Origin of the sequence: Janthinobacterium sp. EB271-G4-3-2, assembly GCF_020858035.1 — a bacterium.
Taxonomy (GTDB): domain Bacteria; phylum Pseudomonadota; class Gammaproteobacteria; order Burkholderiales; family Burkholderiaceae_D; genus Janthinobacterium; species Janthinobacterium aestuarii.
The window spans coordinates 1-19,445 of record NZ_JACYMG010000007.1; the positions used below are offsets into that span (position 1 = coordinate 1).

At 63.2% G+C, this 19,445-nt stretch carries 20 protein-coding genes; 7 read left to right on the plus strand and 13 right to left on the minus strand.

The genetic code is table 11. The annotated features are described in order from the left end of the window. Positions 1 to 91: 91 nt before the first annotated feature. Positions 92 to 1,345: a DEAD/DEAH box helicase gene (locus IGS55_RS15730; protein WP_230518055.1), complete on the minus strand. Its 1,254-nt coding sequence runs from the start codon at positions 1,343 to 1,345 to the stop codon at positions 92 to 94. An 80-nt stretch (positions 1,346 to 1,425) separates the two neighbouring features. Next, a complete protein-coding gene (locus tag IGS55_RS15735; RefSeq protein ID WP_230518054.1) occupies positions 1,426 to 2,484 on the minus strand; it encodes an Lnb N-terminal periplasmic domain-containing protein in 1,059 nt (352 codons plus the stop codon). Between the two features lie 173 nt (positions 2,485 to 2,657). On the opposite strand from IGS55_RS15735, the gene IGS55_RS15740 reads away from it, so the two are divergent. Continuing rightward, the gene (locus tag IGS55_RS15740; protein ID WP_230518053.1) at positions 2,658 to 3,014 is read left to right on the plus strand and encodes a glyoxalase superfamily protein; all 357 of its coding nucleotides are present in this window, start codon (positions 2,658 to 2,660) and stop codon (positions 3,012 to 3,014) included. A gap of 2 nt (positions 3,015 to 3,016) precedes the next feature. Here IGS55_RS15740 and IGS55_RS15745 read toward each other — a convergent pair whose 3' ends face one another. Beyond that, the gene (locus IGS55_RS15745) at positions 3,017 to 4,186 is read right to left on the minus strand and encodes a mandelate racemase/muconate lactonizing enzyme family protein (RefSeq protein ID WP_230518052.1); all 1,170 of its coding nucleotides are present in this window, start codon (positions 4,184 to 4,186) and stop codon (positions 3,017 to 3,019) included. Positions 4,187 to 4,285: 99 nt separating this feature from the next. On the opposite strand from IGS55_RS15745, the gene IGS55_RS15750 reads away from it, so the two are divergent. Beyond that, positions 4,286 to 5,200 (plus strand): LysR family transcriptional regulator, encoded by a 915-nt coding sequence (locus IGS55_RS15750; protein WP_230518051.1) that lies wholly within the window; start codon positions 4,286 to 4,288, stop codon positions 5,198 to 5,200. Positions 5,201 to 5,248: 48 nt separating this feature from the next. Next, complete coding sequence (gene motA, locus IGS55_RS15755; RefSeq protein WP_230518050.1) at positions 5,249 to 6,112, plus strand: flagellar motor stator protein MotA; 864 nt, start codon at positions 5,249 to 5,251, stop codon at positions 6,110 to 6,112. Between the two features lie 27 nt (positions 6,113 to 6,139). Here motA and IGS55_RS15760 read toward each other — a convergent pair whose 3' ends face one another. Beyond that, on the minus strand, positions 6,140 to 6,538 hold the full coding sequence (locus IGS55_RS15760) for a VOC family protein (protein ID WP_230518049.1): 399 nt from the start codon (positions 6,536 to 6,538) through the stop codon (positions 6,140 to 6,142). A 155-nt stretch (positions 6,539 to 6,693) separates the two neighbouring features. Further along, entirely contained in the window at positions 6,694 to 8,094 is a 1,401-nt protein-coding gene (locus IGS55_RS15765) for an aminotransferase-like domain-containing protein (RefSeq protein WP_230518048.1), read from the minus strand. 270 nt (positions 8,095 to 8,364) lie between these two features. Between IGS55_RS15765 and IGS55_RS15770 the strand changes: the two genes are divergently transcribed. Continuing rightward, entirely contained in the window at positions 8,365 to 8,610 is a 246-nt protein-coding gene (locus tag IGS55_RS15770; protein ID WP_128142543.1) for a hypothetical protein, read from the plus strand. 60 nt (positions 8,611 to 8,670) lie between these two features. Here IGS55_RS15770 and IGS55_RS15775 read toward each other — a convergent pair whose 3' ends face one another. Both IGS55_RS15775 and IGS55_RS15780 read right to left on the minus strand, forming a co-directional pair. Further along, a complete protein-coding gene (locus IGS55_RS15775) occupies positions 8,671 to 10,488 on the minus strand; it encodes a DUF4153 domain-containing protein (RefSeq protein ID WP_139089853.1) in 1,818 nt (605 codons plus the stop codon). Between the two features lie 113 nt (positions 10,489 to 10,601). Further along, positions 10,602 to 11,015 carry a hypothetical protein gene (locus tag IGS55_RS15780; protein ID WP_230518047.1) on the minus strand — a complete coding sequence of 138 codons (414 nt, stop codon included), beginning with the start codon at positions 11,013 to 11,015 and terminating at the stop codon, positions 10,602 to 10,604. 83 nt (positions 11,016 to 11,098) lie between these two features. On the opposite strand from IGS55_RS15780, the gene IGS55_RS15785 reads away from it, so the two are divergent. Together IGS55_RS15785 and IGS55_RS15790 are read left to right on the plus strand one after the other, a co-directional pair. Continuing rightward, positions 11,099 to 11,482, plus strand: coding sequence for a MerR family transcriptional regulator (locus IGS55_RS15785; protein ID WP_230518046.1), 384 nt, complete (start codon positions 11,099 to 11,101; stop codon positions 11,480 to 11,482). Beyond that, positions 11,469 to 11,897, plus strand: coding sequence for a DUF4952 domain-containing protein (locus IGS55_RS15790; RefSeq protein WP_230518045.1), 429 nt, complete (start codon positions 11,469 to 11,471; stop codon positions 11,895 to 11,897). Before IGS55_RS15785 ends, IGS55_RS15790 begins: the two co-directional genes overlap by 14 nt. Before the next feature lie 10 nt (positions 11,898 to 11,907). On the opposite strand, the gene rraA is transcribed toward IGS55_RS15790, so the two are convergent. After that, positions 11,908 to 12,402 carry a ribonuclease E activity regulator RraA gene (gene rraA, locus IGS55_RS15795; RefSeq protein ID WP_230518044.1) on the minus strand — a complete coding sequence of 165 codons (495 nt, stop codon included), beginning with the start codon at positions 12,400 to 12,402 and terminating at the stop codon, positions 11,908 to 11,910. Between the two features lie 32 nt (positions 12,403 to 12,434). Further along, a complete protein-coding gene (locus tag IGS55_RS15800; RefSeq protein WP_230518043.1) occupies positions 12,435 to 13,670 on the minus strand; it encodes an MFS transporter in 1,236 nt (411 codons plus the stop codon). A 100-nt stretch (positions 13,671 to 13,770) separates the two neighbouring features. Here IGS55_RS15800 and IGS55_RS15805 point away from each other — a divergent pair, with 100 nt between their 5' ends. Further along, entirely contained in the window at positions 13,771 to 14,571 is an 801-nt protein-coding gene (locus tag IGS55_RS15805) for an AraC family transcriptional regulator (RefSeq protein WP_230518042.1), read from the plus strand. Between the two features lie 104 nt (positions 14,572 to 14,675). On the opposite strand, the gene fliD is transcribed toward IGS55_RS15805, so the two are convergent. The 4 genes from fliD to alr form a co-directional block, all read right to left on the minus strand. Then, a complete protein-coding gene (gene fliD / locus IGS55_RS15810) occupies positions 14,676 to 16,061 on the minus strand; it encodes a flagellar filament capping protein FliD (protein ID WP_230518041.1) in 1,386 nt (461 codons plus the stop codon). Between the two features lie 228 nt (positions 16,062 to 16,289). Next, positions 16,290 to 16,664, minus strand: a complete 375-nt coding sequence (locus IGS55_RS15815) for a PilZ domain-containing protein (RefSeq protein ID WP_329958189.1) — start codon at positions 16,662 to 16,664, stop codon at positions 16,290 to 16,292. 75 nt (positions 16,665 to 16,739) lie between these two features. Continuing rightward, the gene (gene radA, locus IGS55_RS15820) at positions 16,740 to 18,116 is read right to left on the minus strand and encodes a DNA repair protein RadA (protein ID WP_230518039.1); all 1,377 of its coding nucleotides are present in this window, start codon (positions 18,114 to 18,116) and stop codon (positions 16,740 to 16,742) included. Between the two features lie 73 nt (positions 18,117 to 18,189). After that, entirely contained in the window at positions 18,190 to 19,281 is a 1,092-nt protein-coding gene (alr, locus tag IGS55_RS15825; RefSeq protein WP_230518038.1) for an alanine racemase, read from the minus strand. Between the last annotated feature and the right edge of the window lie 164 nt (positions 19,282 to 19,445).

Genomic DNA, 19,445 nt, shown 5'->3' on the forward strand with positions numbered 1-19,445 from the left:
CTGGATACTCGACGCCGGGCGCATCCGTTCACCGGAAACGTTATTGAAAGCAACGCTGGGCGCATTCCCACATCTGACGGTGACATAGCCTTTAATTGCCCTCGGCCGCCTTGGCAGCCGCTTCGCGCAATTTGTCCTTCTTGCTCTTGCGCGCGCCCTTCACGCCGCCATTCACCGTGTCCGTGACGGGGTTCACGGGCGCGGGCAATTCCGTCGGCTCGAAACCGGCCACCACTTCGCGCACGATGCGCAAGTCGTTGCGGTTTTCGATCAGGCGGAAATGCGCTTCCGTGTCGGCCGTCACGAAACTGATGGCCGTGCCGCTTTCGCCGGCGCGGCCCGTGCGGCCGATGCGGTGCGTGTAGTCGACGGCCGAACGGGGCAAGTCATAGTTGACGACGGCCGGCAAGCCGGCGATGTCGATGCCGCGCGCCGCCACGTCGGTGGCCACCAGCACCTGCAAGCGGCACGCCTTGAAGTCGGCCAGCAGCTGGCTGCGCGTGCCCTGGCTGAATTCGCCATGGAAGGCGCCCACGTGCAGGCCCGCGCGCTGCAGCTTGTCGGCCACGTGTTCGGCCGCGTACTTGGTGGCCACGAACACCAGCACGCGCTCCCACTGCTGCTGCAGGATCAGGTAGCGCAGCAGCTGCGTGCGGCGCGGCACGTCGACCGTGATGGCGCGCTGCACGATGTCGGGCTTGTCCTGCGGTTCAGACGCCACCTCGATGCGCACGGGCTCCTTGAGCAGGCTGTCGGCCAGCGTCTGCACGCTGTCGGGGAAGGTGGCGGAAAAGAACAGGTTTTGCCGCTGCTTGGGCAGCAGCGCCAGGATGGCGTTGATCTCCTCGCTGAAACCCATGTCGAGCAGGCGGTCGGCCTCGTCGAGCACGAACAGCGACACGCCGCCCAGCTTCACGGCGTTCTGGCGCACCAGGTCCAGCAAACGGCCCGGCGTGGCAACGACAATATCGGCGCCGCCGCGCAAATCCATCATCTGCGGATTGATCGACACGCCGCCGAACAGCACGGAAATCTTCAATTTGATCGGCAACGGCTTGGCCAGCGCGTGCACCGTCTGCCCCACCTGCGCCGCCAGCTCGCGCGTGGGCACGAGGATCAGCGCGCGCACCTGGCGCGGGCCGGAAACGGGCGACATCAGCGCCTGCAGCAGCGGCAGCGCATAGGCGGCCGTCTTGCCGGAACCCGTCTGGGCCGCGCCCAGCACGTCGCTGCCGCGCAGGATGGCGGGAATGGCGGCCGCCTGGATGGCCGTCGGCGCGGCATAGCCGGCTTTGTCAACGGCGCGGACCAGGGCGGGAATCAGACCCAGTGAGGAAAATGGCATAGCGGGCCTTCTTTATTCGTAAAGTGAGACCGGCCGCGAAAGGCGGCCGGTCGGATATGGCGACAGTATAAGGCAGACAGCTACTGGCGTGGCATTTGCAGCTTCGGAAAGCCCGCTTCGTCATAGCCCGGCATGCCGCGGCGGATCGCGTGCGAAAAATCCGCATCCTCGTTGGCCGCCCGCGCGCGCGCCGTGACGTGGCCCCCATCACGCAGCTGCTGGAAGGTCTGGCCGGGCACCAGGCCCTGCACGTCGAACAGATAGCGGTCCAGGTAGCCCGAGGCCATCAGCCGGTAGTCGAGCGGCAGGCCCGGCACGATGCGGCGCACCATCTCGAAGACGATGGTGGTGCAGTTGGCCGTCAGCGTGTTGTAGAACCGCGGCTGGTTCTTCAGCGCCTGCGCCTCGTCCAGGTAGGCGAGGAACAGCGAGCGCATGGCCGCCTTGGGCATCATGACGCGGTACAGATGCATGTCCTCGCCCCGCGCATTCGTGCGCACGCGCAGGATGTCGCGCTCGTCGGCGGCGATCAGGCTCATCTCGAAATGCTTGAAAAAGCCGCCGATGGCGGAAAAGCTCTCGCCCTTCTCCTTGCGGATCTCGATGGAAAACGTCAAAAAGCGCCCATCGGCAAAGCCGAAGGAAATCAAGGTATGCGCAATGTAAGGTCCCGTCCAGTACGACAGCGCCGTATCCACCGTGCGCAGTTCGTCGAGGTCGTAGCTGCGCCGCTCCCACTTGATCGTGTAGTCGTCATCGCTGCGCCAGTCGAAATTGCGCACATTGTCCAAGGTGACGAGATTACCCTTGACCGTGCCCGTGACATTGCGCGCCACGTCGTCGGCCCACACGCGCTGCTGCTTCGGCGCGATCAGGCTCCACCACACGAGCAGCAGGATCAACCCGGCCGCATACGGCAGCAACACGCGCGCGTCGCCGCGCGTCCACCACAGCGCGATGCTGGCCACGCCCAGCGCAGCCCACAGCAGCGCGCCGATGGCTTGCGCCGCCGTGCCGCCGGACAACTGGTACCACAGCGCCAGCGCGCCCCACAATGCAGTCAACAGGATAATCAGAGAAACGGCCATTTTGCCGAGGGTGGCCAGCACGGAGCGGGCACGCAGTGATAAGAAAGTCATGCCGTGATTATAGTGGCAAGTGCAGATGTGCAAGTATTTCGGACGTGCCATCCCATCGTCGTTGGCGCCGGCCCGGCAAAGGAATCGAAGTAGGCTCACTGCCATGGCATTCGGCCACATCCATCGCAGCACAGCTAGAATACCGGCAATGCCACTTTGCTGAAAGCGCCGCCATGCATGCCCCCATCCCCATCCTGCGCAGTTTTTCCGAAGCCAAAGCGCGCGAATTCTATCTCGATTTCCTCGGCTTTACCCTGGACTGGGAACACCGCTTCGCGCCCACGGCGCCGCTGTACCTGCAGGTGACGCGCGGCGACCTGGTGCTGCACCTGTCCGAACACCACGGCGACGCTACGCCGGGCGCGGCGCTGCTGATCCCCGTCGACGACGTCGCCGCCCTGCACGCGGAACTGCAGGCCAGGGATTACCCGTACGCGCGGCCCGGCATCCGCGACGAGGACTGGGGCCGCATCCTGGAAGTGGCGGACCCGTTCGGCAACCGGCTGCGCTTCTGGCAGCGCGGCGCATAACGCTATTGCCCGCTCAGCGCGCGCATTTCCGCATACAGATTCGCCTTGCCCTCGAAGCCGATGCCGACGAGGTCCGGCATGGTGATGTGGCCGTTTTCGACCTTGACGCCATCGGGAAAACCGCCGAAGGGCTGGAATAAATCGGGATACGATTCATTGCCGCCCAGGCCCAGGCCGGCCGCGATATTCAAGGACATCTGATGGCCGCCGTGCGGGATGCAGCGGCTGCGCGACCAGCCGTGCTGGTGCAGCATGTCCATGGTGCGCAGGTATTCCACCAGGCCGTAGCTGAGGGCGCAGTCAAATTGCAGCCAGTCGCGGTCGGCGCGCATGCCGCCGTAGCGGATCAGGTTGCGCGCATCCTGCATGGAAAACAGGTTTTCGCCCGTCGCCATCGGCTTGTCGTAGTAGCTGCGCAGGGTGGCCTGCAGCTCGAAGTCGAGCGGGTCGCCCGCCTCTTCATACCAGAACAGATCGTACTGGCGCAGCGCCTTGGCGTAGGCGATCGACGTATCGAGGTCGAAGCGGCCGTTCGCATCCACGCACAGCTTTTGCCCATCCTGCAGCACCTCCATGACGGCGTCGATGCGGCGCAAGTCGTCATCGAGCGACGCGCCGCCGATCTTCTTCTTGACCACCGTGTAGCCGCGGTCGATATAGCTGCGCATCTCGTCCTGCAGGGCCGACAGGCTCTGGCCCGGATAGTAGTAGCCGCCGGCCGCATACACGAAGACTTTTTTATCGGGCACGCCCGTGCCGTGGCGCTCGGCCAGCAGCTGGAACAAAGGCTTGTTCTCGATCTTCGCCACGGCGTCCCAGATGGCCATGTCGATGGTGCCGATGGCCACCGAACGCTCGCCATGGCCGCCCGGCTTTTCATTGGTGTACATGCAATCCCACACCTTGTGCGGATTGAGGTTGCCGCCGTCATCCGTGACGAGCGAAGCGGGGTCCGCGTCGAGGATGCGGGGGATGAAACGCTCGCGCATCAGCATGCCCTGGCCGTAACGGCCATTCGAATTGAAGCCATAGCCGACGACGGGCTTGCCGTCGCGGAGTACGTCCGTGACGACGGCCACCAGGCTCAGGGTCATCTTGCTGAAATCGATATAGGCGTTGCGGATGGGGGAAGAGATGGGGATGGTCTTTTCGCGGATTTCAACGATTTTCATGCGGGTCTCCTGTGAATGAAAACAATGAGGCCAGCTTAACCGCGATAGAGAGTCGTATAATCAATATCAATTTAAACCATTCTTCAATTGAAGTTAATAATGAAAAGCGACGCCACGACGGAAATGGCCTTCTTTGTGCTGCTGGCCAAGCTGGGCAGCCTGTCGGCCACGGCGCGCGAGCTGGGCATCACGCCGCCCGCCGTCAGCAAGCGCCTGCAACTGATGGAGCAGCGCCTGGGCGTGCGCCTGCTGAACCGCAGCACGCGGCGCATCAGCCTGACGGGCGATGGCGAAAGCTATCTGCAACAGGCGCGGCACATCCTCGACGATATCCGCGCCATGGAGGAATCCCTGGCCAGCGGCAGCGCGGAACCGAAAGGCTTGTTGCGCGTGAACGCCACCCTGGGTTTCGGCCGCACGGTGATCGCGCCCCTGCTGTCGCAATTCGCCCTGCGCCACCCGCAGCTGGAAGTGCAGCTGCAACTGACGGACAGTCCCATCAACCTGGTCGAGCAGGCGTACGACCTGGGCATCCGCTTCGGCGACTTGCCCGACACGCGTCTGTCGGCGCGGCGCATCATGTCGAACCGGCGCTTCCTGTGCGCTTCGCCCGCCTACCTGCAGGCGCGCGGCACGCCGCAGACCCCCGACGACCTGGCGCGGCACCGCTGCATCGTGCACCGGCAGAATGACGACGCCTACGGCATCTGGCGCTTGAGCCGTGGCCGCGCCACCCACACGGTGAAAGTGCGCGGCACGGTGGCCAGCAACGATGGCGACGTGGTGCTGGGCTGGGCCCTGGACGGCCACGGCATCCTGCTGCGCTCGGAATGGGACCTGGCCCGCTACCTCGACAGCGGCCGCCTGCGCGTGGTGCTGGAAGAGTACGCGCTGGCGCCGGCCGACCTGTACGCCTATTATCCGAGCCGCCACCAGCTGCCCGCCAAAGTGCGCGCTTTTATCAATTTTCTCATCGAGCAATTGCAGCCGGACTCGGCCAATACGGGAAAATAGGGTTACACTACAATATTGCGATATGGCAATAATATGAAGGAGTAGGTTTTGCTAGTCATACTCGGATTTCTCGTCGTGCTGTTTTCCGTCTTCGGCGGTTTCGCCATGCAGGGCGGGCACCTGGGCGCCCTGTTCCAGCCGCTGGAACTGCTGATGATCGGCGGCGCCGCGCTGGGCACCTTCTTTGTCGGCAATGACGCCAAGGCCATCCGCGCCACGTTCGCCGCCCTGCCCACCCTGCTCCACGGCTCGCAATACACGAAGGCGCGCTACATGGAACTGATGGGGCTGATGTATGAAATCCTCAGCAAGATCCGCAAGGAAGGCTTGATGTCGGTCGAGGACGATATCGACGACCCGTACCGCAGCCCCATCTTCGTGAAATACCCGTACACGCTCGGCGACGAGCACATCCTGGAATTCATCACCGATTATCTGCGCCTGATGGTGTCGGGCAATATGGATGCTTACCAGATCGAAAACCTGATGGATAACGAAATCGAGACGCACCATGAAGATGCGGAAATGCCGATCCAGACGATTTCGCAGCTGGCCGACGCCATGCCCGCCTTCGGCATCGTGGCCGCCGTGATGGGCGTCGTGCACACGATGGCTTCCGTCGGCTTGCCGCCGGCCGAGCTGGGCGTGCTGATCGCGCAGGCGCTCGTCGGCACCTTCATCGGCATCCTGCTGGCTTACGGTTTCATCGCGCCGCTGGCCAGCTTGCTGCGCCGCAAGCACCATGAAACGGCGAAGATGTACCAGTGCGTGAAAGTGACGTTACTGGCCAGCCTGAACGGCTATGCCCCCGCGCTGGCCGTGGAATTCGGCCGCAAGGTCATTTCCGCCACGGAACGCCCGTCGTTCAGCGAACTGGAAAACCACGTGCGCCAGGTGCGCACGAAGAACTGATACGGCCTGTTCCGCTTGCCCAGCGCGTCAGGCTTCCGGCGCCGTCCAGACCAGGTTCCACAGGTGGCCATCGATATCCTCGAAGCCCTGGTCGTACATGAAGCCATGGTCTTCGGGCGGATGCGGTATGCGGCCACCGGCGGCCTGGGCCTTGGCGATCAGGCCATCCACCTCTTCCCGGCTTTCGCAACTGAGGCAAATGACGACTTCGTTGGCCTCCTTCGCATTCGCGACGGGTTTGCCGATCAGTGACTGGAAGAACGGCTCGGTCGTCAGCATGGCCTCGATGTTGCCCTCGACGATATTCATGAACGCCGCATTCTCGCCGCTGAAGCGGGAATTGAAGGTGAAGCCGAGGGCGGAAAAGAAGGCCTTGGATTTGTCCAGGTCCTTCACGGGCAGGTTGAGAATGATCTGTTTGTGCATGGCGCTTCCTTGCTTCCCTGGTTGAAGGTGGACTGAATGGAATGGGCTACCGGTGCGTCCTTCCTGCAACGGTGGACGGCATACCAAATCGACACGCTGGCGAAAAAATGGTTCCTCTAGAATATCAATAAACCAGCGCCGTGTTTGCTGGACAATTAAACCACAGCAGCGCTGAACGACTCGGGCCGCCGCGCAAGCAGATGAGACAAGCGTTGCAGACCCGCCTGCAAGCGTTCACGCTCCTTGATGCTGCCCAACGAGATCCGGATGGCATTCACGGAGTCGCTGCCGGTGGCGAATGCCTCCGCCGGCGTGACCGCGATGCCGGAGCTGGCGGCTGCACGCGCAAGCTGTGAAGAGTTCCAATACGCCGGCAACTCGATCCATACATGCAGGCCGTCACCCAAGCCGCTGTAGCGCCCCGCGAGAATATCGCGCGCCATCCGGTGGCGCAGGCGCGCCTCGTTGCGTACGCCTGCCAGCAATCCGTCAGCCGAACCGTCGAGTATCCACTGCGTGGCCAGTGCGGCCGTCAGAGGAGCGACCATCAACGCAAAGGATCTGAGCGCGACCAGGAAACGTTCGCGCTCAATCGGGTCGCGTATCAGCACGAACGCGACACGCAGGCCGGGTGTCAGGCATTTCGACAGGGTGGAGATGTAGATCACCTGTTCCGGGGCAAACGTGGCAACAGGCGGCGGCGGGGCTTCGGCAAGAAGCCAGTAGGGATCGTCCTCGACGATGCGCACATTGCAGCGCTGCGCGATGCTGGCGAGCTCCTTGCGCCGGCGTTCCGGTATGGTGATGGCGGTCGGGTTCTGTAATGTGGGATTGAGGTAGACCAGCCCGGGCTTGTGCTGGCGGCATGCTTGCTCGAGCATCTCGGGCAGCATCCCGTACTTGTCCGCTTCCACCGCAATGACGTGCCGGCCAAATTGGCTCGCTGCGGCACGCACGCCGGGGTAACTCATCGGCTCTGCCAGGATGACATCGCCAGGCTCCGTCAGCGCAAGGATCAATGCGGCGATCGCCGCTTGCGCACCGGGACAGACAAGGACCTGTCGAGCGTCCAGATGCCCAAACATCGGTGCCAGCCATTTGGCCCCAGCCTGACGGTCGGAATCGCTTCCTCCGCCCAGGTGATAAGTCATCAGCAATTCATTATCTGCCCGCATCAATACCTGAGACAAACCTTGTTTCAGCATGTCGTCGAAGTCCACGCCATCGGGCGGTGGCGGGGTATTCATGGAGAGGTCGAGGATAGCGGTCAATTCGACTTTCGGCGCCGCGACATACGTGCCGCGAGCGCCGCGCCCCTCCAGCAAGTTGCGGCGTCTGGCTTCGTCGTAGGCGCGTGTGATCGTCGTCAGGTCGACGTCCAGCTGTGCTGCCAGGTGGCGCTGCGGAGGCAGGCGGTCACCCGGTCTCAAGGACCCGTCTGCCACCGCCGCCTGCAAGGCATCGGCAATCTGCAAAAAACGTGGCCCCCCGTGCGCGGCCAATCGCGGCAACCAGATCGTCACATTGTCATCTTGTATGGTTTTCAACTGGGACATTTTGTCTCAATGTATGGAGATTGTTTTAAGGTAGTATGCCTTATAACGTGCAGTAACACCAATCTTGTATGGAAGTCGCTGACGTTTCTCCTCGCGCATCCGCATTCGGCACATCGCTGCGTTCGATGCCCTTGTTATTTCATGGGTAGCTATAATGGAAGAGTCAAACAGGATGCCTGGGGATGGTTTGAACGGAAGCTGCTGAAGCAGCGTTTTGAGGTAGTGCTCCTCACGATGGATAGTGTCAAGTAATAGACTGGAAATACTCAAATGATGGATTGGACACCTATAGTCTTCGTTACCTTCAAGGCTCTCGTGCTCGGCACGGGCATGTTCTTCGCCATCAAGTGGCATTACGATCAAGGCAAGAAGGACAAGGATAAGGCGAAGCAGAATCGCGCGGTGCTGCGCGCGAGCGGCAAGGTGGTCGCAGGCTTCATGCTATTGCTCATGGTCCTGGGACTCGTCACCTTCGTCGTTGTCAGGATGGTCGGTTTGGACATGACCTTCCCATGAGATGCCCGCTTCTGGCTGCGGATTCCATCGGTCAGCCGCGCCAGATACTCTCTCCGCCATTTACGGGCCCGGCGCCGTCTCATCCGGGCAGCTGACCTCGTCCTCCGGCGTATATAAGGTCATCGGCACGCGCTGGCCGTCGATTTCCAGCTCGCGCACTTTCGGCGGCACCAGCTGGAACTCGCCCGCCTGCAGTTTCTCGCGCAGCGGTTTGCAGCGCAGGGCATCCATGGGAATTTGCCCGCGCGCGGTCCAGCTGCCGTCTTCCTTTTCCGCCAGCAACACCGACGAGGCACGCGGGTCATTGCTGATCAGCAGCACGTCCTGCTTGCCATCGCCGTCGAAATCGAGCAGATACGCGTCGCACTGCGGCCCAGCCCGCTTCAAACAGGCGGGAAGACGCCAGGCCGGGCCAACCTGCGTCCAGTCCTGGCGCAGGAAACTCTCCGGCAGTTTCGCCGTGGCCGGGCGCAGGGTCAGGTTGATCGACACGTCGCTCAGCGCGCCCGTCTCGTCGAGGCGGTTCTGGCGCTTGAGCATGGCCTCGGCGCGGGCCCGCACGATGGCCGCGTCGGGGCCCGTCGTGCGTTTCGTCAATTCCTGCAAGGCCGCCTGGCCATAGCGGGCGCCCTGGAAGCGCAAGTATTCGAAATCGAACTTGTCCACGCCTATCTTGCCGCTGTTCAGGCGCGCCATCTGGCTGGCCACGGAAATGCGCGCCGGGTCGGCCAGCGGCGAGAACAGCGCGAACAGCACCAGCAAGGTAACAAAGGCGGTGGCCACGTTGACATTGGCGATCAGGTGCAGCCAGTCGCCATACTTGCTGGCCGCCCAGGCGTAACCGGCGGCGTAGCAGGTGGCGATCAGCAGGCAGGCGGCGGCGATCAGGCGGTCGGACGTCCAGCCATGCGACATCACGCGCAGGGTCAGCGCATAGATGGCGATGCCCACCACCCACGGCAGCAGCAGACAAGCCAGACGCGTGCCGAGGCGGATGCCGCGCGCCACGCCATGGCCCACTTCGCCATTCTGAAAGGCGGCATTGATCAGTACCACCAGCACGCCGGCCATGCCCAGCAGCACGGACGCCGCATGGCGCGTGGCCCACAGGCGCTCGAAGCCGATGAAGGGCAAGGTCAGCAGGAAACCGGAGACGAGCACGGCGGCGATCGGCATCAGCCATGACAGCAGCACCAGCAGCAAGGTGCGGATGCCGCGCACGATGGACGGGCGCACGTCCGTGATGTGGATGGCAAATGAAAACGCGAAGCAGATGACGGGAATCACGAACCAGGCCTGGCCCAGCAGTTTTTTCAGGAAACTCAGTTTGATGAGCAGGAACAATTGTCCGCCCAGCCACAGCACCAGCCACAGGCCCAGCACGAACAGCAGGGAAAACAGCAGCTGGATGCCGAGCTTCCAGGCGATTTCAAAGTAGGTCGGATAGCGGGCGATGCGCTGTCCATCCTGGGCGCTGGCCAGCACCAGCGCGTGGGCGATATAGAAGCCGACGACGCAAAAACCGAACAGCTGCGCGGAAATGACGCGCAGCGGCGCGCCAGGCTTGTAGTTACCCCAGATCACATGCTCGGCGCCGCGCGCCACGTCATGCCAGGCCAGCACGGCCATCACGACGGCGGCGCCCGCCATCCACAGCGCGATGCGCTTGACCGACATATGACCGAGGCTGGACACCAGCAGGATGGGCAGCAGCAAGCTGATCAGCATCAGCGGCGCCAGCAGATAGGCTTCCGTGGCGGGCCACACTTTGTCTTGCGCCGTGCTGTACAGCCAATACAGCAGCACGCCTTGCAGCAGGCCCGTCACCAGGCGCGTCACCGCGATGCGCGGCGCCACCACCGGATCGAGCAACGCCATGTTTTTTCCTGCGGCATCCTGCTGCATAGTCATTCCCTTAGAGTTGTTTATTGCTATATTTCACGACGCATTATTGCATTTCGTTATCGTCATCTCAACAGCGATTCGTGCGGTCACCCTCCCCGCGCGCCTTCGGCGCGGCGCAACGGCAAGCTTTGCGCAAGGCCCCAGGCCAGTTCCGGCACGAGGAATAGCCACAGCAAGGGCTGGCCCGTCACCAGCAAGGCCCACGCCATCCAGGTGGAAAACAGGTAGCGGGCCGCCGCGTCATAGCGGCCGAAGCGCGGCTGCGGGTCCAGCATGCGCAGCACGGACCAGACCATCACCACGCTGCCAAACAAGCTGCTGATGAGCAGATGAAACGGTCCGAAGACGGGCAGCGGCAGGCCGCCCAGGCTCACGTTGACGGCGTTCAAGTGCTCGCGCAGCAGCAAAAACGTCCACGGCGTGGCAAACGGGGCCGTCATGAGCACATCATAAATGGCGCTGGCGCGCACCACGCGGCGGAAGGCGGAAACGGACAACATGGGAACTCCTGTTGATGGAAAGCGCCCATGATCAGGGTTGGAGTACACTCCATGGTCAAGCATTTTATGAAAGAAAAATCACCATGCAGATCGGCGAGATGGCGCAGGCGACGGGCTTGAGCCGCGATACCCTGCGTTTTTATGAAAAGCGGGGCTTGCTGCGCGCGCGGCGCGGCGCAAATGGCTACCGCGACTACCCGCCCGAAGCGGCCGACTGGCTGCGCTATCTGCGCACGGCGCAGCAGCTGGGCTTTACGCTGGCGGAAATCGAGGCGGACATGCCGCTGCTGGCGGCCGCCGGCGATCCCGCCACGGCGGAACTGCTGCGCGCTGCGCTGGTGCGCAAGCTGGGTGAAATCGATGCGCGCATCGCGGGGTTGTCGCAGTTGCGCGGCGAACTGGTGCTGCGTATGGGGCCGGCAGCGGCCGCGTGTCCGTTGCGGAGAGATGCCGATGCCAGTCACTAAACCCGCTACACTGCTGCCGTGGCTATTCCTGCTGGGCGCTGGCGGCGCGCAGGGCGCCGAACTGGCCTGCGGCGACTTCCTGTCCCAGCTGGGCAAGAAGCCCGCGTATCTCGTGTATCAGGGTTGCCAGCAAAACACGGAACGCCAGGACCAGCCGTTCGAAGCCCGCTACGCAGTGGACGGCAAGCATGCCCAGCAGGCGGAAGCATATCTGCGGCGCGCGTATGGCTTGCCCAGGCTCAAGCGCTATTGCTGCGCCTGGGACAGCACACCCCACTCCTGGCGCGACCGCCGCACCGGTTACGGCTATGTGCTGCTGATGGGCTCGGGCGAGACGCTGGTCAGGACGCGCGATGCCTGGCCGCGGATCGACCGCTTTGTCGTGCAGGTCGACGGCTACGCGCAAGACCCCTGATGCAACCCTCTCAATCGAGTTCCTGCCGCGCCACCAGGATGCCATCCGCATCGGCGTAGATCCAGTCGCCCGGATGCACGGCCACGCCGCCGACCTGCACGCGCACGTCGCGCTGGCCGGCGCCCGTCTTGTTGCTCTTGCGCGGATGCGTGGCCAGTGCGCGCACGCCGATCTGGCAGACATTGATTTCCTCGCTGTCGCGGATGCAGCCATCGACGACGATGCCGGCCCAGCCGTTGCTTTCCGCCAGCACGCCCAGCTGGCCGCCCACCAGCGCGCGGCGCAGGCTGCCGCCGCCATCGATCACCAGCACGTGGCCCTGGCCCGGCGTTTCCAGGGTGCTGCGCACGAGCGCGTTGTCCTCGAACACTTGCAAGGTGGTGGCGGGGCCGCTGAAACGCATGCGCTGGCCGAAAGCGCGGTACACGGGCGGCAGCACGGCCAGGGTGCCATCGTCGAGCATGGCCGCATAGTCGTCGCACAGGTCGGTGGTGGCAAAGGTCATGGGGATTCCTTTCGTGGCTGATGGCAACGATTCTATGCCTTTTGCAACGCCGCGGCACGTGTTTTGCCGCCCACGCCCACGGCCGTGGCAATCGCCAGCGCCTGGAACAGGCCGATGAACACGAACAGCAGGGCCGGATGGTCGCCATCCATCAGCGCGCCAAAGAACAGGGGACCGACGGCCAGGCCGCTGTCGAGACCCGAATACACGACGCCATACACGCGTCCGGTGGCATTCTTCGGCGCCGCCGCGCGTATCATCAGGTCGCGCGACGGTCCCGCCACGCCCGACGTCAGGCCGATGGTGCCCATCAGCACCACGGCGCCCCAGGCAGGCACGGCGGCCATGGACAGCAGCACGGCCAGCAGCGCGGCGGCGGAAAAGGCGATCGCCACGTTGCGGTCCGGCTGCTTGCTGCGCGCGCCCACCACGCCGCCGGCCAGCATGCCCACGGCCGAGGCCAGCATATAGGCCGTGTAGGCGCTGGTGGCCAACGCCAGGCTCATGCCATACAGCTTGACGAGGGCCACGCTGGCAAAGCTCTGGATGCCGCCCAGGGCGATGGCGGTAATGAAGAAGAAGGCAAAGCACATCCACACGGCCGGCAGACGCAGAAAGTCCAAGGTGCCTTCGCCGCCAGCTTGCTGACCCGGCGCGGCCTTTTTCACGGGCTCGGGACGGATGGCGTGGCGGTTCAGGAACAGGATCAGCAGCACGCCGAACGGCAGCGCGGCAGCGCACTGCAGCGCGATCCGCCAGTCATAATGGGTGGCAACGTACGTCATGAACAGCGGCGCCAGGGCCCAGCCGATGTTGCCGCTGATGCCATGCACGGAAAAGCCGTAGGCCACGCGGGCCGCCGAGACGCGCTGGTTGAGTATCGTGTAATCGGCCGGGTGGAACACGCTGTTGCCCATGCCGGCCAGCATGGCGCCCAGCATCAGCGCCGCATAACTGTGCGCGGTGGACAGGGCCAGCGCCGACACGCCCAGCAGGAAAATGCCGGAAAACAGCACGGCGCGGGCGCCGAAGCGGTCGACGACAAAGCCCGCCAGCGCCTGCCCCACGCCCGAGATGATGAAGAACACCGTCATCAGCAAGCCCAGCTCCGCATACGACAGGTCGAAGGCCGGTTTCAGCCAGACGAACAGGGCCGCAAGGACCAGATGGTAGAAGTGCGACACGCCATGCGCCAGCCCCACGAGGGCGATGACGCGCGCATCGCTGCGCAAGGTGGGAAGTTCGGATGCCGAGTTGGTTGTTATCATGTCATACCCTGTCTTATACTGGTGAAGCTCAAGTGTATGCAAAATACCATCGTCTGTTTTCCGACAGAACGACATAATTTATCGAATTAAGGCCAAGCTGATGGGTGTACCTATCCTCCACCATACGCGCATGTGTCCACCACGGGAAGCGCCCAGCGCGACCATCCCCGTGACCATGGTCGCGCGCGACCTGCAACCCGATGAATTTCTCTTGCCGCACAGCCATCCATGGGGCCAGGTGACCATGGCGCTCGAAGGCGTGCTGCGCATTACCGCCAACAACAGCAGCTGGGTGCTGCCGCCCATGCGCGCCATCTGGATCGCGCCCAATGTGGAGCATGCCGTCACGATACTGGAAAAAACCCGCCTGCGCCCCCTGTGCATCCATGCCGCGCGCGCGCCGTTCGCGGGCCGCGACTGCAAGGTGCTGGAAGTGTCGAACCTGCTGCGCCAGCTGATCATGGCGCTGGAGCAATTGGACCCGGGCGAGGAACCGGCGCGCGAAGCGCTGCTGGCCGAACTGATCCTCGATGAATTGAAACGCTCGGACACGCGCCCCATTCGCGTCCCCTTGCCCAGCGACAAGCGCCTGAAAACCCTGTGCGACAGCCTGATCGAGAAACCGGGTTTGAACCAGACCCTGGAACACTGGGCGCAGCTGGTCGGCGCGTCGGAGCGTACCCTGGCGCGGCTGTTCGAACGGGAATTGGGCATGAGTTTTGGCCAGTGGCGCCAGCAAGTGCGCCTGGCGCACGCGGCGCCCCTGATCGCGCGCGGCGTGCCGTTGTCGCAGGTGGCCGAAGAACTGGGCTACGCCAGCCAGTCGGCCTTTTCCGCCATGTTCAAGAAGACTTTCGGCAGTTCGCCATCGGCCTTCTTTGCCCAGGGTGACCGCATGTAACAAGCGCGCCGATACAGCGCTCAGGGCAAGGCGCAGCGCCGCAGACAGTACGCTAGTACGGCAAGGCGATGCAACGCCGCCATGGGCGCTTTAGCGGTGCGTCCTTAGGCCATGAAGTCGAAGAGCGAATTTTTACCGGTATAACCCGGCAAGGCCGAGTTCGTTCCCATCTGTTCCTGCGCCGAATACGCTTTCACCAGCGCCTGCGCCTGGGCCGTCAGCGCCTTGGCCAGCACGGCTTTCTTGTTGGTCAGGGTGGTGATATCCTTGCCGACCGTCTGCACTTCCTTGCGGATGATGCTCGTTTCGCCCGTCAGCTCGCCGATCTTGCTGGAGAACTGGTCGGCCACGCCCTTGCCGTTATTCGTAAACAGCTTGCTGACGGCGTCCGGATCGGCCGCGATGGCGGCCTTGAGTTTTTTATCGTCAAGCACCAGCTCGCCGCTCTTGCCCAAAGTCACGCCGGCGCTGCTCAGGATGGAAGCGGGCACGCCCGTGCTGGCCGTGCGCAGCACTTGTTCCATCTGCGAGCGCACCTGGCCCAGCGCCGTATCGGACTTCAAATCGCCCTGCTGCAGGCTTTGCAGCTTGCTGTTGAGCTCATTGTAGGCCGTGACGAAGCTGGCCACGTTGGTCGCGATCTGGCTGCTGTCCTTGGCGATGACGAGGTCCGTCGTACCCTTTTTCTTCAATTCGATGGTGACGCCCTCGACAGCCGTCGTCAAGGTATTCGTGGCGCTCTTGATCTCCTTGCCGCCGACGGTCAGCAGCGCGTCCTGCGCGGCGGCCGTCTGCTGCATGCCCTTGCCGGCACCGGGCGCATAGCTGAGCAGATTGCTGACGGCCGCATCGCCGGCCACGCTGATGCGCATGCTGCCGTCGGCGCCGCTCTTGCCGTTCAAGGCCAGCGAGTAGCCATCGGGGCCCTTGACGACGCTGGCGTCGATGCCTTGCTGCTTGAGCGCGGCGGCGATGCCGTCAAGGCTATTGTTGCTGCTGTCTATCGTCAGCGAAATGATCTTGCCGCTGCCTGGGGTAAATTGCTTGCCGTCGGCCGTGCCCACTTCGATCTTGACCAGCGCGGGCGCACCCGTGCCGATCGCCGCGCTCGACGATTTCTGCGCGCCGCTGAGCAGGGTCTGTCCCTGCGCCAGCTGCTTGACGTTCAGCTCATGGCTGCCGCTGGCGGCCTTGTCGGTAGTGGTGGCATTCAGCACATCCTTGGTGCTCGACGTGGCCGACGTGGCCAGGCCGCTGCCGGCCATGTTCTTGGCCACGGTCTGGAATTTTGCCAGCGCCGATTGCAGCTGGCCCAGGCCCGAGAACTTGGCCTGGTCGCGCGCCAGGCTGGCGTTGAGCTTGACGACGCCCGTGTTCTGCGACTGCATCTGGCGCTCCACCTTCGCATACACATCGGCCGAGATATTGCCCTGCGTCGTCTGCTGCGTGTTGTTGGTGTAAGCCCTGCTGTTGATGGTCGAATTAAACATGGTAGGCGTTCCCGTCGGGTGTAAGGTCATGACACACGGTTCAGGTCTTGACCGTGCTGCGCTAGAAACGGACAACAGGCGCGCGTGGTGCGGCAAGGTCCTTTTCTGGTTAATAATTATGCAGTATTACCGGAATATCAAAACAGCGAACAGAACAGGTTTTTCCTGACTGCAAACCCATATGCACCATTCTAGCGCATGTCACTTGCCGCTGATACCGGGCATGCCTTAGCGCATGAATCTTGAAATGGCGCTGCTGACGGCCATGTCCAGCTGCAGGAAAGTGAGTCCCACCTTGAAACCGGCACTGCTGAAAATGCAGTGCGAGACGGACACGCGCGCCTCGATGATGTGCGCCGCGCCATCGTAAAACAGCTCGAACAGCACCTTGCCCTGCTTGCCTGTCGGCACCGGCTCCGCGATGACGGCCGCCATGCCGCCGGGCCCCACGTCGAGGGTGCGCGCCGCCACGGGACCCGCGCCATCGATGACCAACATTGCCTTGGCACGCAAAATCTTGCGTGCGCCCTGCCTTTGCTCTACTGACACTGTATTCCGCTTCTCTCTATGCATTGTCGATACGAATTCGCCATGCGAACTCATCGGACAAATATTATAGTTCCAAACGGAAATTATGTTTGACTTGTCTCAAGCTTGGCATTTACACCATACCGACTGTTACTCGTGATCGCGCAACTTGTTGAATGCCTCGTCGATGCGCTCGACGCCGATGACCTTGAGGCCTTCGATGACTTGCTTGGGCAGATTGGACTTGGGCACCACGGCCAGGGTAAAGCCCAGCTTGGCCGCTTCGCGCAAGCGCTCCTGGCCACGCGGCGCGGGACGGATTTCACCGGCCAACCCCACTTCGCCAAACACGACCAATCCCCGTGGCAAGGGCTTGTTGCGCATCGACGAGTTAATCGCCAGCAACACGGCCAGGTCGGCCGCCGGTTCCGTGATCTTCACACCGCCGACGGCGTTGATGAACACGTCCTGGTCGAAGGCGGCGATGCCCGCGTGGCGGTGCGCCACGGCCAGCAGCATGGCCAGGCGGTTCTGCTCCAGGCCGACGGACAGCCGGCGCGCATTGGGCAAGTGACTCGTGTCGACGAGGGCCTGGATTTCCACCAGCAAGGGGCGCGTGCCTTCCTGCGTCACCATCACGCAGGAACCGGGTACCTGGTTGTCGTGCTGCGACAGGAACAGGGCCGACGGGTTCGACACCCCTTTCAAGCCCTTTTCCGTCATGGCGAACACGCCCAGTTCATTGACGGCACCGAAACGGTTCTTGATGGCGCGCACGAGGCGGAAGCTGGAATGGGCGTCGCCCTCGAAATACAGCACCGTGTCGACGATGTGCTCGAGCACGCGGGGGCCGGCCAAGGCGCCCTCTTTCGTCACGTGGCCGACCAGAATGATGGTCACGCCCGTCTGCTTGGCCGCGCGCGTCAGTTGCGCCGCGCATTCGCGCACTTGCGCCACGGAACCGGGAGCCGAGCTGAGCGCGTCGGAATACACGGTCTGGATCGAATCGATGACCACCACTTCCGGCTTCAGGTCGTGCAAGGTGGACAGGATCTTTTCCAGCTGGATCTCGGCCTGCAATTTGAGTTCCTTGGCGTCGATGACGAGGCGCTTGGCGCGCAGGGCAATCTGCGCGCCCGATTCTTCGCCACTGACGTACAGCACGCGCTTGTGGTGCGACATGTTCGCCAGCGCCTGCAGCAGCAGGGTCGACTTGCCGATGCCGGGATCACCGCCGATCAGCACGACGCCGCCCGCCACCATGCCGCCGCCCAGAACGCGGTCGAATTCCTCGATGCCCGTGCCGAAGCGCGGCACGTCGATGGCATCGATATCGTCGAGCGACAGCACGGGCGCCGTCTGCGCCAGCGACATGTGCTGCGGATTCGAATAGCGGTTGTTGCCGCCCGTCTCGGGCAGGGTTTCCACCATGGTATTCCACTGGTTGCACGAGGTGCATTGCCCCATCCATTTATTACTGATGGCGCCGCAATCGCTGCAGGTGTAGATGGTCTTGACTTTTGCCATGGTGTACTTTGCTCAGGTAAAATGAAACAGCTGGTTATATATACAGTATATACAAACCGCGCTTCCGCGTCACCTACGCTTCGCTCACCGGTACGCGGGGCGCCAGTGCGCACATCAGCTCGTAGCCGATGGTGCCGGCGGCCAGCGCCACCTCATCGATCGGCATGCCCTGGCCCCACAGGGTGACGGCGCTGCCGACCTTTGCGCCCGGCACCTGCGTCAGGTCGACCATCAGCATGTCCATCGACACCCGGCCGATGAGGCCAGTGCGCACGCCGTCGACGAGCACGGGAGTGCCTTCGGGCGCGTGGCGCGGGTAGCCGTCCGCATAGCCGCAGGCCACCACGCCCACCTTGATATTGCCGGCCGCTTCATAGCGGCTGCCGTAGCCCACCACGTCGCCGGCGGCGATATCCTGGATGCCGATAATGCTGCTGCGCAAGGTCATGGTGGGCAGCAAGCCGAACGCCTGCGCGGACGTGCCGCCGGGAGCGCCGCTGGGCGTGCCGCCGTACAGCATGATGCCGGGGCGCACCCAGTCGCTGTCCAGATGGTGCATCAGCAGGCCGGCCGAATTGCACAGGCTGCGCGGCAGCGGCGTACCGATGCTGGCCGCGCCAGCTTCAAAACGCAGCATCTGCTGGGCCAGGGGCAAGCGCGTGGGCGCCGCTTCATCGGCATTGGCGAAATGCGTCATCAGGGTGATGGTGCCGATATGCGGCATGGCGCGCAGGCGTGCATAGGCACCCGCCACGGCGTCCGGCGTGAAACCCAGGCGATTCATGCCCGTATTCATTTTCAGGTGCACGTCGATGGCGTGCGGCAAGCGCGCCGCTGCCAGCATGGCGATCTGTTCCTCGCAATGCACGCTGCCGTTCAAGCCGTATTGGGCCATGACAGGCAAATCGCCGGCATCGAAAAAACCTTCGAGCAGCAAGATGGGCTTCGTCCAGCCCAGTTCGCGCAAGCGCACGGCGTAATCGACCTCGACCAGCGCCAGGCCATCGGCGTCCGCAAAGCCCCGCATGGCCCGCTCCAGGCCGTGGCCATAGGCATTTGCCTTGACGACGGCCCATACCTTGGCGCCGCGGGCGCAGGCACGGGCGCGCGCCAGATTGTGTTGCATGGCATCGAGATGAATGGTGGCGCTGAGGGGCCTGGGCATATGCGTCGTTCACGGCAGGTGGGAAAGCCGTATTTTACCGGATGGGCCGTACGAGGACATGGCAGGCACCGCAGGTCGTGCGCATAGGACATCATTTACAAAATGCTCACATGTATGTGTATTTTTCTACGGTAGAAAAATTAAGCTTCGCTTAGGCAAGAGGA

Excerpts from the sequence above, each read along its gene's own strand:
- IGS55_RS15765 (WP_230518048.1), bottom strand. The coding sequence starts at position 8,094 with ATGTCCCAGTTGAAAACCATACAAGATGACAATGTGACGATCTGGTTG.
- IGS55_RS15760 (WP_230518049.1), bottom strand. The coding sequence starts at position 6,538 with ATGCACAAACAGATCATTCTCAACCTGCCCGTGAAGGACCTGGACAAA.
- IGS55_RS15780 (WP_230518047.1), bottom strand. The coding sequence starts at position 11,015 with ATGTTGTCCGTTTCCGCCTTCCGCCGCGTGGTGCGCGCCAGCGCCATT.
- IGS55_RS15805 (WP_230518042.1), top strand. The coding sequence starts at position 13,771 with ATGGGTGTACCTATCCTCCACCATACGCGCATGTGTCCACCACGGGAA.
- IGS55_RS15785 (WP_230518046.1), top strand. The coding sequence starts at position 11,099 with ATGCAGATCGGCGAGATGGCGCAGGCGACGGGCTTGAGCCGCGATACC.
- IGS55_RS15745 (WP_230518052.1), bottom strand. The coding sequence starts at position 4,186 with ATGAAAATCGTTGAAATCCGCGAAAAGACCATCCCCATCTCTTCCCCC.
- rraA (WP_230518044.1), bottom strand. The coding sequence starts at position 12,402 with ATGACCTTTGCCACCACCGACCTGTGCGACGACTATGCGGCCATGCTC.
- fliD (WP_230518041.1), bottom strand. The coding sequence starts at position 16,061 with ATGTTTAATTCGACCATCAACAGCAGGGCTTACACCAACAACACGCAG.
- IGS55_RS15770 (WP_128142543.1), top strand. The coding sequence starts at position 8,365 with ATGATGGATTGGACACCTATAGTCTTCGTTACCTTCAAGGCTCTCGTG.
- IGS55_RS15775 (WP_139089853.1), bottom strand. The coding sequence starts at position 10,488 with ATGGCGTTGCTCGATCCGGTGGTGGCGCCGCGCATCGCGGTGACGCGC.
- IGS55_RS15750 (WP_230518051.1), top strand. The coding sequence starts at position 4,286 with ATGAAAAGCGACGCCACGACGGAAATGGCCTTCTTTGTGCTGCTGGCC.
- IGS55_RS15815 (WP_329958189.1), bottom strand. The coding sequence starts at position 16,664 with ATGAGTTCGCATGGCGAATTCGTATCGACAATGCATAGAGAGAAGCGG.
- IGS55_RS15730 (WP_230518055.1), bottom strand. The coding sequence starts at position 1,345 with ATGCCATTTTCCTCACTGGGTCTGATTCCCGCCCTGGTCCGCGCCGTT.
- IGS55_RS15740 (WP_230518053.1), top strand. The coding sequence starts at position 2,658 with ATGCATGCCCCCATCCCCATCCTGCGCAGTTTTTCCGAAGCCAAAGCG.
- radA (WP_230518039.1), bottom strand. The coding sequence starts at position 18,116 with ATGGCAAAAGTCAAGACCATCTACACCTGCAGCGATTGCGGCGCCATC.
- alr (WP_230518038.1), bottom strand. The coding sequence starts at position 19,281 with ATGCCCAGGCCCCTCAGCGCCACCATTCATCTCGATGCCATGCAACAC.
- IGS55_RS15735 (WP_230518054.1), bottom strand. The coding sequence starts at position 2,484 with ATGACTTTCTTATCACTGCGTGCCCGCTCCGTGCTGGCCACCCTCGGC.
- IGS55_RS15800 (WP_230518043.1), bottom strand. The coding sequence starts at position 13,670 with ATGATAACAACCAACTCGGCATCCGAACTTCCCACCTTGCGCAGCGAT.
- IGS55_RS15790 (WP_230518045.1), top strand. The coding sequence starts at position 11,469 with ATGCCAGTCACTAAACCCGCTACACTGCTGCCGTGGCTATTCCTGCTG.